Raw genomic sequence first — 12874 nt, 5'->3', positions numbered from 1 at the left:
ATCCACGACCCGCGACCGACCAGGGACACTGGGGTACATGCGTGCGTATATTCCGGCGGCCGCCGCCTGTGCCGCCCTGGCCCTGGCCTGCGGTCCAGCCGCCCCCGCCGTCGCCGACAGCGGGGCCGCGACGGCCTTCACCATCAGCGACCCGCGGATCGCCGAGTCCAGTGGCCTGACCGCCAGCCACCGGCACCCGGGCGTGTACTGGACGCACAACGACAGCGGAGACGGCCCGTACGTCTACGCGGTCGACTCGGCCACCGGCAGGACCGTCGCCCGGGTGACCATGCGGGGCGTCCACCCGCGCGACGTGGAGGCGATCTCGACCGGCCCTGACGGTGACCTCTACGTCGGCGACATCGGTGACAACCTCGACGGCTCCTGGCCCGAAGTGTGGATCTACCGCTTCCCCGAGCCCCGGCAACTGCACGACCAGACGGTCGACGTCACCCGCTACGCCGTCCACTACGACGCCGGCCCGCGCAACGCCGAGTCCCTGATGGTGCAGCCCAGGACCGGCCGGGTCTACATCGCCAGCAAGAACGAGAACGGCGGTCACCTCTACGCCGGGCCCGCCGGGCTGAGCGCCAAGAGCGTCAACGTCTTCCGCTCGATCGCCGATGTCCCCTGGGTGACCGATGGCGCTTTCTCCCCGGACGGCAGCCGCCTGGTGCTCCGCGGCTACTTCTGGGCGAGCGACTACCGCTGGGTGAACGGCCGCCCGCAGAAGATCGGCAGCCTCGACGTCCCGATGCAGCAGCAGGGCGAGTCCGTCACCTTCACCGCCGACGGCCGGGCGGTGATGTACGGCAGCGAGGGCGCCGGCAGTCGGGTCCGGCCGGAACGGCTCAGCGGCGCCGACCTGCCGGTCGGGGTCGCCCCGAAGCCCGGCGCCCCGGGCAGCGGCAGCACGGGCGGCACCGGAGGTCCCGCGGAGAGCGCGGTCAAGGACGCGAAGTCGTCGAGCGCGAGCAGCAAGGTGCTGGGAATCGCCATTCTCGTCGGCATGGGCGCCGTGGGCGTGGGCGTGCGCAATGCCGCGCGACGGCGCCGGGACCGCCGGGCGTCCTGATCACCGGCGGTTGACGGCAGCGCACCGCCCGGACCGCCGGCGCGTGATGCGGGCCGGTCGGGATCACCGCCGCCGGGCGGGCACGTCCGGCGGCGGTGAGGGGTCCGGCGAGGCGGCCGCAGTGCTCAGAGGCGCCCGATGACGTAGTCGATGCAGGCGGTGAGCGCCTCGACGTCGGCCGGGTCGACCGCCGGGAACATCGCGATCCGCAACTGGTTGCGGCCCAGCTTGCGGTAGGGCTCGGTGTCCACGATACCGTTGGCCCGCAGCACGTTGGCGATGGCGGCGGCGTCGATACCGGCCTCGAAGTCGATCGTGCCGATGACCTGGGAACGCTGCGCCGGGTCGGTCACGAACGGTGTGGCGTGGGAGGACTTCTCCGCCCAGCCGTACAGCCGTGAGGAGGAGTCGGCGGTGCGCTCGACCGCCCAGTCCAGGCCGCCCTGTCCGTTGATCCACCGCAGCTGCTCGTTGAGCAGGAAGACCGTGGCCAGCGCCGGGGTGTTGTACGTCTGGTTCTTCCGCGAGTTGTCGATCGCCGTCGGCAGGTCGAAGAAGGCAGGGATGTGGCGGCCGGACGCGGCGATCGTGGCGGCCCGCTCCAGCGCCGCAGGGGAGAAGGCGGCCAGCCACAGGCCGCCGTCCGCCGCGAAGGACTTCTGCGGCGCGAAGTAGTAGACGTCCGTCTCGGCGATGTCGACCGGCAGGCCACCCGCACCCGAGGTGGCGTCCACCAGGACCAGGGCGCCGTCGTCCGCGCCCGAGACCCGGCGGATCGGCGCCGCGACACCGGTGGAGGTCTCGTTGTGCGTGAAGGCGTATACATCCACGCCCGCCTCGGCGACCGGCAGCGGGTGGGTGCCGGGGTCCGATACGACCAACGTCGGCTCGGCCAGCCACGGCGCCGTCTGCGCCGCTTTCGCGAACTTCGAGGAGAACTCGCCGAACGTCAGGTGCTGGGACTTCTCGCTGATCAGCCCGTGCGTGGCGACGTCCCAGAACGCGGTGGAGCCGCCGTTGCCGAGCACGACCTCATAGCCTTCGGGAAGCGAGAAGAGCTGCCGGATGCCGTCACGGACCTCCCCCACCAGGTTCTTCACTGTCGCCTGCCGGTGGGAGGTGCCGAGCAGGGACGTTCCGGTGGCGGCCAGCGCGTCGAGCGCCTCGGTCCGCACCTTGGAGGGGCCCGACCCGAACCGTCCGTCGGCGGGCTTGATGTCAGCGGGAATCTGGATATCGGCCACGTTCGCAGCGTAGCCCGTAACCGCTGTGTTTCCGTCGGTGTTCCATCGGATGAGACACGAGTGCCTCAGGTGTGGGGCGGGGCGCGGTCGGGGGCGGCGGTGAGTGGAGGGACGGGGCCGCGGGGACGGCGGCTGTGGGAAAAGTCGGCTGCGGGGGACGCGGCTACGGGGGCGCGACCCCGGGGGGCGGGCGGCTGCCGGATCCGGACGCCGAGAGGGAGGCGTGGCGGCACCCTCCGAACGGGCAGGCTGGGCACATGACCGTCGATCACTCAGCCGGCGTCGAACGGGCGCTGCGGACCGCGGTGCGCGGTGACGTCGCCTTCGACGCCGGGTCGCGCGCCCTGATGGCCATGGACGCGTCCAACTACCGGCGGGTGCCGCTGGGTGTGGTCGCCCCCCGGGACGCGGACGACGTGGCCGCCGCACTGACCGCGTGCAGGGAACACGGCGTGCCTGTGGTGGCGCGGGGCGCGGGTACGTCCATCGCCGGCCAGGCCACCGGCACCGGCGTCGTCCTGGACTTCACCCGCCACATGAACCGGATCGTCGCCGTCGACCACGAGACCCGGACCGCCCGCGTCCAGCCGGGGGTCGTCCTGGACGACCTGCGGGCCGCCGCCGCCCCGTACGGACTCACCTTCGGCCCTGACCCGTCCACCCACAGCCGCTGCACCCTCGGCGGCATGATCGGCAACAACGCCTGCGGCTCGCACTCGGTGGCCTGGGGAACCACTGCCGACAACGTACGGGCCCTGGACGTGCTCACCTACCGGGGGGAGCAGGTCCGGCTGGACGGAGCGTTCGCCACCGAAGGCCTGCCCCGGTTGCGCGACGGTCTGCGGGTCCTGGCCGATGAGCACTTGGCGCTGCTGCGCACCGGCTTTCCGCGACTGCCACGCCGGATCTCCGGTTACGCCCTGGACCGGCTGCTGCCCGAGCACGGCAGGGATGCCGCAGGTGCCTTCACCGGCAGTGAGGGCACCCTCGGGGTGCTCACGGAGGCGACCGTGCGGCTGGTGCCCACCCCGAACGCACGGGTGCTCGCCGTCCTCGGCTACCCCGACGAGAGCGCCGCCGCGGACGCCGCCCATCTCCTGCTGCCGTGGCGGCCGTTGACGGTGGAGGGGATGGCGGCCGACCTGGTCGGGGCGGCCGGGGCGTCGTTGCCGCGCGGGGTCGGCGACGACGGCGGCAGCGCGCCCTGTGGCGGATCCGGGAGGACGCGGCCGGGACCGCCACCCGCATGCCCGACGGCAGCGAGGCATGGCCGGGATGGGAGGACTGCGCGGTGCCTCCGGCCCGACTGGGCGCCTACCTGCGGGATTTCCGGGCCCTGCTGGCCGGGCACGGGCTGCGCGGCGCGCCCTACGGCCACTTCGGCGACGGCTGTGTCCACGTGCGCATCGACTTCGACCTCATGGACCAGGCCGGCCTCGCACGCTTCCGCCGCTTCTCGGAGGCCGCCGCGGACCTGGTGGTGTCGCACGGCGGCTCGCTCTCCGGCGAGCACGGCGACGGGCAGGCGCGCGCCGAGTTGCTGCCGAAGATGTACGGCCCGGAGGTGATCGCACTCTTTGCAGTTTTCAAGGACCTCTGGGATCCGGACGGCGGACTGAACCCGGGGATGCTTGTGCGGCCCGATGCCATTGATAGCAATGTGCGCTTCGCCGTGCTGCCCGCCGTGACCACTCGTCCGGTCGCCGTGGAATTCACCTATCCGAGTGACCGAGGTGATTTTCCGACCGCGATCCGTCGCTGTGTCGGCGTCGCCAAATGCCGTACCGCGACGCCCCCGACAGGCGCGTCCGGCGGCTCCGAAGTGATGTGTCCGTCCTTCCGGGTCACCGGGGAGGAGCGCCACTCCACACGGGGCCGGGCCCGCCTGCTGCACGAGATGCTGGCCGGCGAGATCGTCACGGACGGTTGGCGTTCCGGTGAGGTTCGAGAGGCCCTTGACCTGTGCCTTTCCTGCAAAGGGTGCCGCAGCGACTGCCCGGTGGAAGTGGACATGGCCACGTACAAGGCGGAGTTTCTGCACCACCATTACCGGGGGCGGCTGCGGCCCCGCGCGCACTACGCGATGGGCTGGCTTCCGGTGTGGCTGAGGGTCGCCGCGCCACTCGCCCGAGCGCTCAATGTGCTTGGCAGGGCTCGGTCAACCGCCTGGTTCCTGAAGCGCCTCGGCGGGGTCGCACGCGAGCGCGAATTGCCCGAACTCGCGTCTGAGACATTCACTCGATGGTGGGATAGTCGAGACACGGACGGGGGACACTCCCCGGGCCGTGACGTCGGTTCCATGACGCCGGAACCCGGACCTGGCAACCACGCTCCGGGCGTCTCCGGTTCCAGCGAGCCGGGATCCGGACCCGCAGCCGCTCCTACCGTCGTCCTGTGGCCCGACACCTTCACCAATCACCTGTCACCCGAGGTCGGGCGCGCCGCCGTACGCGTACTGGAAGCCTCGGGCATGACGGTGAGAACCCCGCCCGCTGCCGTGTGCTGCGGCCTGACCTGGGTCTCCACCGGCCAACTCACCCGCGCCAAGGCGGTCATGCGGCGCACCCTCGACCGGCTCGCGCCGGTACTCGACGCCGGGCTGCCGCTCGTCGTACTCGAACCGAGCTGCGCGGCGGCCCTCCGCGCCGACATGCCGGAACTCCTCGGACCCGACGACCCGCGGGCCGCCCGCCTCGCCGCGTCGGTGCGGACCTTCGCGGAAGCGCTGGAGCAGTTCGCACCGGACTGGACCCCGCCGCGTCTGGACGCCGAAATCGCTGGTCAGACCCATTGCCACCAGCATGCCGTGCTTGGCGACGCGGCCGACCGCCGGTTGCGTGAACGGGCGGGCCTCACCGGCGGACTGACCGGTGGTTGCTGCGGCCTCGCGGGCAATTTCGGCTTCGAGGCCGGGCACTTCGAGGTCTCCGCGGCCTGCGCGGAGGAGGCGCTGCTGCCCGCCGTACGAGCCGCCGGTCCGGACGCGGCCATCCTGGCGGACGGGTTCTCCTGCCGTACACAGCTCGCCCAAGTCGGCGGGGTCAGGGCCCGTCACCTCGCGGAACTGCTTGCCGAGGGGCTGGAGTAGCGGCGGTCCGGGGGCGTCAGGCCCGCACCCGCACGCCCGCCTCGGCACCCACCGGCCGGCAGGACCCGCCCCCGTGGGCCCGCCCGCGCCAATGTCCCGCTCAGCCCTCGATCCCCTCGATCCCCTCGTACCCCTCCACCTCCCACACGCTCCTCGGCGCCGGTCCCACGTAGCGCGCGGAGGGTCGTACGAGACGGCCGGTGCGTTTCTGCTCCAGGATGTGCGCCGACCAGCCGGCCGTCCGCGCGCAGGTGAACATCGACGTGAACATGTGCGCCGGCACCTCCGCGAAGTCCAGCGTGATCGCGGCCCAGAACTCGACGTTCGTGGCGAGCACCCGGTCCGGGCGCCGGGCCTGCAGTTCGGCGAGCGCGGCCTTCTCCAGCGCCTCGGCGACCTCGTAGCGCGGGGCGCCCAGCTCGCGGGCCGTACGCCGCAGGACGCGGGCGCGCGGGTCCTCGGCGCGGTACACGCGGTGGCCGAACCCCATCAGCCGCTCGCCTTTGTCGAGAGCGGCCTTCACGTAGCCCTCGGCGTCGCCCGTACGCTCGATCTCCTCGATCATGCCGAGCACGCGGGACGGCGCGCCGCCGTGCAGCGGGCCGGACATCGCGCCGACCGCGCCGGAGAGCGCCGCTGCGACGTCCGCGCCGGTCGAGGCGATGACGCGGGCGGTGAACGTGGACGCGTTCATGCCGTGTTCGGCGGCGGACGACCAGTATGCGTCCACGGCCGCGACGTGCTTGGGGTCCGGCTCGCCGCGCCACCTGATCATGAACCGCTCGGTGATGGACTGCGCCTTGTCGATCTCCTGTTGCGGCACCATCGGCATCCCCTGCCCGCGAGCGGACTGGGCGACGTACGACAGCGCCATCACGGCCGCGCGGGCGAGACCGTCCCTGGCCTCTTCCTGGCCGATGTCGAGCAGCGGCCGCAGGCCCCACACGGGGGCGAGCATCGCCAGCGCCGACTGCACGTCGACGCGGATGTCGCCGGAGTGCACCGGGATCGGGAAGGGTTCGGCGGGCGGCAGCCCCGGGGCGAACCTGCCGTCGACGAGCAGCCCCCACACATGCCCGAAGGTCACCTTGCCGACGAGTTCCTCGATGTCGACACCGCGGTAGCGAAGCGACCCGCCTTCCCTGTCCGGCTCGGCGATCTCCGTTTCGAACGCGACGACTCCTTCGAGCCCGGGTACGAAGTCGGACATGAGGCGGCTCCTCTTGATATCTCGACACTGCGTTGTCTCCGGTCATGCCCCGCCCGTGGGACGGTCACCCTGCTCCATCCGGGATCGGCCAGATCCGGCTGACAATTCTCGCCGCATGCGGACATGACAGACACCGTGAGATGCCGCACACTCCATGACGGTGACGCGTTCCACGGTGCCGTCCTGCAAGATGTGCGCGTGCGAGAAGGCGAAACAGCAGGCGATGAACGCGAGGGCCGCAAGGGCCGTGAGGACACCGGTGACCGCGTTGCGCAGGTGTGGCAGGAGCCGCCGGCCGACGACCCGGCGGCCATGCGCAGGCAGTACCGGGCGGCCGGTCTGACCGAGGCGGAACTGGCGGCGGACCCGTACGGACAGTTCGCCCGCTGGTTCGCGGACGCGGTGAGGGCGACCGGCGGCGGGGCGATCACCGAACCCAACGCCATGGTGCTCTCCACGGCCGGCGCGGACGGCGTGCCCACTTCCCGCACGGTGCTGCTGAAGGGCTACGACCAGCGCGGATTCGTGTTCTTCAGCAACTACGGGTCGAGCAAGGCCCGCGACCTGGCCGCCAACCCGCGCGCCTCGCTGCTCTTCCCCTGGCACCCCATCGCCCGTCAGGTGATCGTCGGCGGCACGGTGGAACGTGTCTCCGCCGAGGAGACCGCCGCGTACTTCCACAGCCGCCCGCACGGCTCGCAGCTCGGCGCCTGGGCGAGCGAGCAGTCCCGGGTCGTCGGGTCGCGCGGGGAGCTGGAGGCGCGCTACGCCGAGCTGGCCACGCGCTGGCCGGAGGGCACCCACGTGCCCGTACCGCCGTCGTGGGGCGGCTACCGTCTCGAGGCGCTCAGCGTCGAGTTCTGGCAGGGGCGGGAGAACCGGCTGCACGACCGGCTTCGGTACGTACGGGGCGACGGCCGGTGGGTCGTCGAGCGCCTGGCGCCGTAACGCGGGAGAACGGGCGGCGCGGCGGGCGGGGTCGCGCGCGAAGCCGGCGAGAGCGCCGGAGAACGCGAACGACCCGCGGGCTGCTCCCCGGAGCCGGGTGGCTCCGGGCACCGGCCGGACAAGTCCGACGAGCCCGCGGGTCGGGTGAACTGCGTGGGATTGGCGCGCAACGCGCACGCCCAGTGCGCGGAGCTAGCCCGCAGTCACCTCACGTGTCCGACTGCAACTCATGCTTCAGACCACCTCCCTTCGTGTGTGCGGCAACAGTAAGAAGCGAAGCGGAACCGCACAAGTGATTTATGGAAAATCTCGCGTGGCTCAGCGCACACGAGGGCTGAACGCGGTGCACGTGGCCGGCGGCGTCCCGGTCGGGTGCACCGCCTCCCACCCCCGCGCATCAGGTGGTCGAACGCCTCGGCACCGTGGCCGGCCCGTGCGCTCCTGCCGCAGCAGGGCGATGGCGGCGCCGAAGCACGGGTCGGCCAGGTCCTCCCCGGGCTCAGTCGCGGCGATCACCGTGGTGCCGGAGTCGGCCTGCGGCAAGAAGCGGCCGGGGTCAAGAAAGGGCCCCGGGAAGGTCCGGGCTTCCCGTACAGAGGCCTGTTGTCACCGGGATGCGTCAGAATTGGCACAGGGCCACGCACGAGTACACGAGGGGCGCGCATGTCCGGATTGATCGACACGACGGAGATGTATCTCCGTACCATCCTGGAGCTGGAGGAGGAGGGTGTGGTCCCCATGCGCGCCCGAATCGCCGAGCGGCTCGACCAGAGCGGGCCGACGGTCTCCCAGACGGTGGCGCGGATGGAGCGCGACGGGCTGCTGCACGTCGCGGGCGACCGTCACCTGGAGCTGTCCGAGGAAGGCCGGCGAACCGCCACCCGCGTGATGCGCAAGCACCGCATCGCCGAGTGCCTGCTGGTCGACGTCATCGGGCTGGAGTGGGAGCAGGTGCACGCCGAGGCGTGTCGCTGGGAACACGTCATGAGCGAGGCGGTGGAGCGGCGCGTGCTGGAGCTGCTGCGGCACCCCACCGAGTCGCCGTACGGCAACCCGATCCCGGGCCTGGAGGAGCTGGGTGAGGAGGGTGAGGCGGATCCATTCCTTGAGGAGGGCATGGTCAGCCTGGCCGAACTGCGGCCTGGGTCGGCGGGAGCGAGTGTCGTGGTGCGCAGGATCGGCGAGCCGATCCAGACCGACTCCCAGGTGATGTACACCCTGCGACGGGCGGGTGTGCGGCCGGGCGCCGTGGTCAGCGTGACCTCGTCTCCCGGCGGGGTGCTCGTCGGCAGCGGTGGCGAGGCCGCCGAGCTGGACGGCGAGATCGCGTCGCACGTGTTCGTCGCCAAGCGATAGGCATTCCTCCTCCCTGTGCTCTTCCTGCCCGTGATGTTCCGCGCCCGGTTCTGTTCTGCGGCTGTGATCCGCCGTCCGTGACGCGGATCCGTGTGAGCGGGTGAGGCGGGAGCCCCGGCGCTGCCACCGGCGTCGGGGCTCCTCCTCCCCTGTCCCCCCAGCGTCCCCCTCGGAGGACCCGGGACCCCGAGCTTCCCGTGTACCTCCCCGCGGCTCGCTTCCCCTTCGCGCCGCGTCCCGCTGAAGTCCTCCCCTCGGGCCGGGCCGCCAATCCTTGAGCGCTGTCACTCGAACGAGCGGTCTTGCTCGCGCCGTCTCTGTATTCGAATAAAAGTTCGATACCGTGGCTGCGGTAAGGACAACCGGAAGGAGGTGCGGCACATGGTCCAGCGGTACGAGGTGACGGGTTCCGGCGGCGTCCGGCTCGCGGCCTGGGAGTACGCAGGAGGGGCCGACGCCGGCCGACCGGGCGTCCTGCTGCTGCACGGGCTGCTGGGCCGCGCCTCGCACTGGGCCGCCACCGCCCGCCGCCTCGCCCCGCGCTATCGCGCCATCGCCCTCGACCAGCGCGGACACGGCCGCAGCGCCAAGCCCGATGGGCCCTACAGCCCGGAGGCGTACGTGGCCGACGCGATCGCCGCGGTCGAACAGCTCGGGCTGGCACCGGTCACGCTCATCGGACACTCCATGGGCGCGCTCATTGCATGGCAGGTCGCCGCCCACCGTCCCGACCTGGTGGCGGCCGTGGTCATCTGCGACATGCGTGCCTCCGCCCTGGGCGAGGCCGGACAGCGCGCATGGGAGGACTGGCTGGGCAGCTGGCCCCTGCCCTTCGCCACGCTCTGCGACGTACGGCAGTGGTTCGGTGCCGACGACGCCTGGGCAGATCCGCCCAATCCGGTCCGCGGCGACTTCTTCGCCGAGGTCATGGAAGAGGGCGAGGACGGCTGGCGTCCGCTTCACACCCCCGGACACCTGACGCGCTCCCGTGACTCCTGGATACGTGACGCCCACTGGGACGAGTTGGCCCAAGTGGATTGCCCCGCCCTGGTCGTACGCGGCCTCGACGGCGAACTGGGGCGCGCCGAGGCACAGGAGATGGTCCGCGTCCTGCCCCGCGGCCACTACGCCGAGATCGCCGACGCCGGCCACCTCGTACCGTGGGACCAGCCCGGAGCCTGGTACGACACGGTCGAGTGTTTTCTGCGGGAAGCACTGGCGGTGGAACGGCAGAGCTCCGGCTCCCCGTAGGCGGTCGAGGAGCCGTCAGCGTGCGTCGGACCGGGCCCCACACCGCGGAACCGGTCCGTGGCGTTGCACACGCCTGCCGTTCCGCCTCCGCAGCGGCGGCGGTCGGTACGTCGGAGGCGTCGAGACTCGCGGTGGGGCCGCTGAAGCTGACGGTCCGCAGGATGCCGACCGTCATGTCGCTGAACTCGTGTACCTACTCCATTGGGCCTGCGCAGACCGTCCACGGCTGGGTCGTCACGGTCCTGCGACTGCCTCCCGCCCGGGTATTGGGTCGGCGCGTCGCCCATCGACCGGCTGGTAGCTTGCGGACCGCTGAATCCACATCGCGACATGGGGGAGCAACAGATGCGTTGTCGTAGCCGTACGTTCGCAGGAGCGGGGATCGCCACGGTGGCGGTCGCCGCCGTGCTGGCGCTGAGCGGGTGCGGCAGTGACAGCGCCCACGACGAGAAGAAGCAGCTGACGCCGAGCCCGACCGCCTCGGGGCAGCAGCCCAGTCCGACGCCCAGCCCGAGCGGGGCGGCCGTCGCCACCACGTCGGCCCCGGCTGAGACCGGCGACCCGACGCAGAGCGCCGAGGGTGTCTGGCTCGCGGTTCACGGCTCCACCAAGATCCAACTCGCCCTGGGGAAGGGGAAGGCCGCGCTCACCAGCACGCATCTGTGCGGCGGTTCCTACACCGATCAGGACGGCATCGCGCTCTTACTGACCTGTATGGACGGCGACAAGGAACGCACCTCCGGACGCGGGGTCCTGGCCGCCGACGGCAAGACGCTCACCGTGCGGTGGGCCGGCAACCTGACCGACACCTTCTCCCGCACCGGGCTGCCGAGTAACTGACCCTCCACGGCCGACGCCGACGTGTGCCCGCCGCCAGCCGGTTCACAGCGTCGGACCGTCACACCGTCATCGGTACGGTCACGGTTTTCGGTTCCCCGTCGCCGAGGTGGATCAGGGCGCGGCCGGGCGTCACCTGGCCGCCGACGCTGCTCCGGCTGAGCCGCGTGCCTATCAGCTCACCGCTCATGGTCTGCTGCGGGGAGAGCAGCACACCTCGGCGGGCCTTCTTGGCGTCGACCTGCCAGCCGGAGAAGCCGGAGCAGATATCCTCCTCGGCGCCCGCGATGACCAGTGCCCTTCCGCGGTCGGAGCCGCGGGCGATGATCTCCTTGAGTACGTCCTTCGCATCGCAGTCGCGCAGCAGCTCCGCGTCGTCGATCAGCACCACCAGCGGTGCGCCCTCGGCCTCACCCAGTGCCTCGTTCAGCTCGTCAGCCGGTATGTCGCTGGCGGTGAACATCCGCAGCACCCCTGGCTCGCCCGCCAGTTCACGTACCGGCGAGGGGCGCGGCGCGGCGACGACCAGCTTGACGCCCTGCTGCTGGTAGCTGCGGGCGAGGGTGAGCAGCAGGGTGGACCGGCCCGACTTTCCGGGCCCGCCGATGACGAACGCCGGCAGGCCGTCGGACAGGTCGGGCCCGTAGCCGGTGAGTTCATCACCGCCGACGCCGACCAGCGCCCACAGGGGATTGCGGGCCGCGTCGGAGTCGCGCATCTCCCACGCGTCGGCGAAGGACAGCCGGGACGGCAGCACGTCCACCCGGAACGGCCGCCGGGAGCGGGGCAGGGCCGCGTCCCGCTCGGTGGCCGCCGCGCCGATCGCGGTGAGCGCCGCGGCCTGGCCCTGACCGGTGGGGTCGCCGTCGAGAAGCGCGACCTGCATCTCAATGCCGGATTCCGAGCGGTAGGCCCGGCCCGGCTGGATCTCTTCGGGCACCTTGCGCGGGTTGATCGAGATCAGCGAGAAGTCCGAGCGGTCCGCGAGGCGGAACGCGATCTTGTCCTCTGTAAGGGTGGAAATGCGGCCGGCCACGAGGGTGCGGTCACCGGTGATGATCAGGTGGATGCCGACCGATGCGCCCTCGCGCAGGAAGGTGAACAGATCGTCGCTGAGCGCCCCGTGGTCCAGTTCGCCGAGCGAGGGCGTCCAGCCCTCCCAGCGGTCCAGCAGGATCACAATGTGCGGCAGCCGTTCTTCGTCGGTCGCCACGGCCGCCCGCTGCTCGCCGATGTCTGCGAAACCGTCCGCCGCCAGCAACTCCTGGCGCCGCGTCATCTCCGCCTTGAGCCGTCCGATCAGCCGGATCGCCCGCTCTGACTGCGACCGGCCCACGACCGCCCCGCAGTGCGGCAGCTTCGTCAGCGCGTTCAGCGCGCCGTTGCCGCAGTCGATGCCGTACAGGTGCAGGTCCGCGGCGGAGTGCGTACGGGCCAGCGAACCGGCGATGGTGCGCAGGAGCTGTGACCGGCCCGAGCGCGGGGCGCCGGCGGCCAACAGGTGGCCGAAGGTGTGGAAGTCGATGGCGACGGCCCTGCGGGCCTGGAGCGCGGGCAGGTCCTCGACGCCGTACGGCGCGGGGGGCAGCGCACCGGCAGGGACGGGTGCCGGCAGCTCGTCGAGCTGCAGGGTGTTGGGCAGCGCCGGCAGCCACGGGCTGTGCTGGGCGGGGATGCCGAGCCGGTCGTTGGCCTCGCAGATCGCCTGGACGAGCACCTTGAGGTCGGTGATCTCGTCGTCTTCGCTCTTGGCGCCGGCCGGGCGCCGGGGGGCGGTGCGGCCGAGCTGTGACCACTCCACGACGCTCACCCACGGCGCCACCGCCACGTTCTCCACGGCCCCGGGGGGGCGGCCCCCCCCCCCG

At 71.8% G+C, this 12874-nt stretch carries 8 protein-coding genes and 1 pseudogene; 6 read left to right on the top strand and 3 right to left on the bottom strand.

Annotated features, from left to right (window positions below):
• Positions 1–37 precede the first annotated feature (37 nt).
• A complete protein-coding gene (locus tag VIW71_RS20490) occupies positions 38–1075 on the top strand; it encodes a hypothetical protein (RefSeq protein WP_331623869.1) in 1038 nt (345 codons plus the stop codon).
• Between the two features lie 125 nt (positions 1076–1200).
• On the opposite strand, the gene serC is transcribed toward VIW71_RS20490, so the two are convergent.
• A complete protein-coding gene (gene serC, locus VIW71_RS20485; RefSeq protein WP_331623868.1) occupies positions 1201–2319 on the bottom strand; it encodes a phosphoserine transaminase in 1119 nt (372 codons plus the stop codon).
• Between the two features lie 257 nt (positions 2320–2576).
• Between serC and VIW71_RS20480 the strand changes: the two are divergent.
• Positions 2577–5407 (top strand): annotated as a pseudogene (locus VIW71_RS20480) (FAD-binding and (Fe-S)-binding domain-containing protein).
• A 100-nt stretch (positions 5408–5507) separates the two neighbouring features.
• Here VIW71_RS20480 and VIW71_RS20475 read toward each other — a convergent pair.
• Positions 5508–6617: a citrate synthase 2 gene (locus VIW71_RS20475; protein WP_331623867.1), complete on the bottom strand. Its 1110-nt coding sequence runs from the start codon at positions 6615–6617 to the stop codon at positions 5508–5510.
• Between the two features lie 312 nt (positions 6618–6929).
• On the opposite strand from VIW71_RS20475, the gene pdxH reads away from it, so the two are divergent.
• From pdxH to VIW71_RS20455, 4 genes are all read left to right on the top strand, one after another.
• Complete coding sequence (gene pdxH, locus VIW71_RS20470) at positions 6930–7565, top strand: pyridoxamine 5'-phosphate oxidase (RefSeq protein WP_331623901.1); 636 nt, start codon at positions 6930–6932, stop codon at positions 7563–7565.
• Positions 7566–8228: 663 nt separating this feature from the next.
• The gene (locus VIW71_RS20465) at positions 8229–8921 is read left to right on the top strand and encodes a metal-dependent transcriptional regulator (protein ID WP_331623866.1); all 693 of its coding nucleotides are present in this window, start codon (positions 8229–8231) and stop codon (positions 8919–8921) included.
• Positions 8922–9302: 381 nt separating this feature from the next.
• Positions 9303–10172: an alpha/beta fold hydrolase gene (locus VIW71_RS20460; protein WP_331623865.1), complete on the top strand. Its 870-nt coding sequence runs from the start codon at positions 9303–9305 to the stop codon at positions 10170–10172.
• Positions 10173–10517: 345 nt separating this feature from the next.
• The gene (locus tag VIW71_RS20455; protein WP_331623864.1) at positions 10518–11012 is read left to right on the top strand and encodes a hypothetical protein; all 495 of its coding nucleotides are present in this window, start codon (positions 10518–10520) and stop codon (positions 11010–11012) included.
• Positions 11013–11070: 58 nt separating this feature from the next.
• Here the strand turns inward: VIW71_RS20455 and VIW71_RS20450 are convergent.
• On the bottom strand, positions 11071–12874 hold a 1804-nt coding region (locus tag VIW71_RS20450), incomplete at its 5' end, for an FtsK/SpoIIIE domain-containing protein (RefSeq protein WP_331623863.1).

The sequence above is a fragment of the Streptomyces sp. genome (genome assembly GCF_036524955.1).
Classification (GTDB): Bacteria; Actinomycetota; Actinomycetes; order Streptomycetales; family Streptomycetaceae; genus Actinacidiphila.
Note: the sequence above shows the minus strand (reverse complement) of the source record. Positions and strands in the feature narration are given on the sequence as shown.

Bases quoted from the DNA above. Each gene is read 5' to 3' on its own strand.
- VIW71_RS20465 (WP_331623866.1), top strand. From the start codon at position 8,229: ATGTCCGGATTGATCGACACGACGGAGATGTATCTCCGTACCATCCTG.
- VIW71_RS20475 (WP_331623867.1), bottom strand. From the start codon at position 6,617: ATGTCCGACTTCGTACCCGGGCTCGAAGGAGTCGTCGCGTTCGAAACG.
- VIW71_RS20455 (WP_331623864.1), top strand. From the start codon at position 10,518: ATGCGTTGTCGTAGCCGTACGTTCGCAGGAGCGGGGATCGCCACGGTG.
- VIW71_RS20490 (WP_331623869.1), top strand. From the start codon at position 38: ATGCGTGCGTATATTCCGGCGGCCGCCGCCTGTGCCGCCCTGGCCCTG.
- pdxH (WP_331623901.1), top strand. From the start codon at position 6,930: ATGCGCAGGCAGTACCGGGCGGCCGGTCTGACCGAGGCGGAACTGGCG.
- VIW71_RS20460 (WP_331623865.1), top strand. From the start codon at position 9,303: ATGGTCCAGCGGTACGAGGTGACGGGTTCCGGCGGCGTCCGGCTCGCG.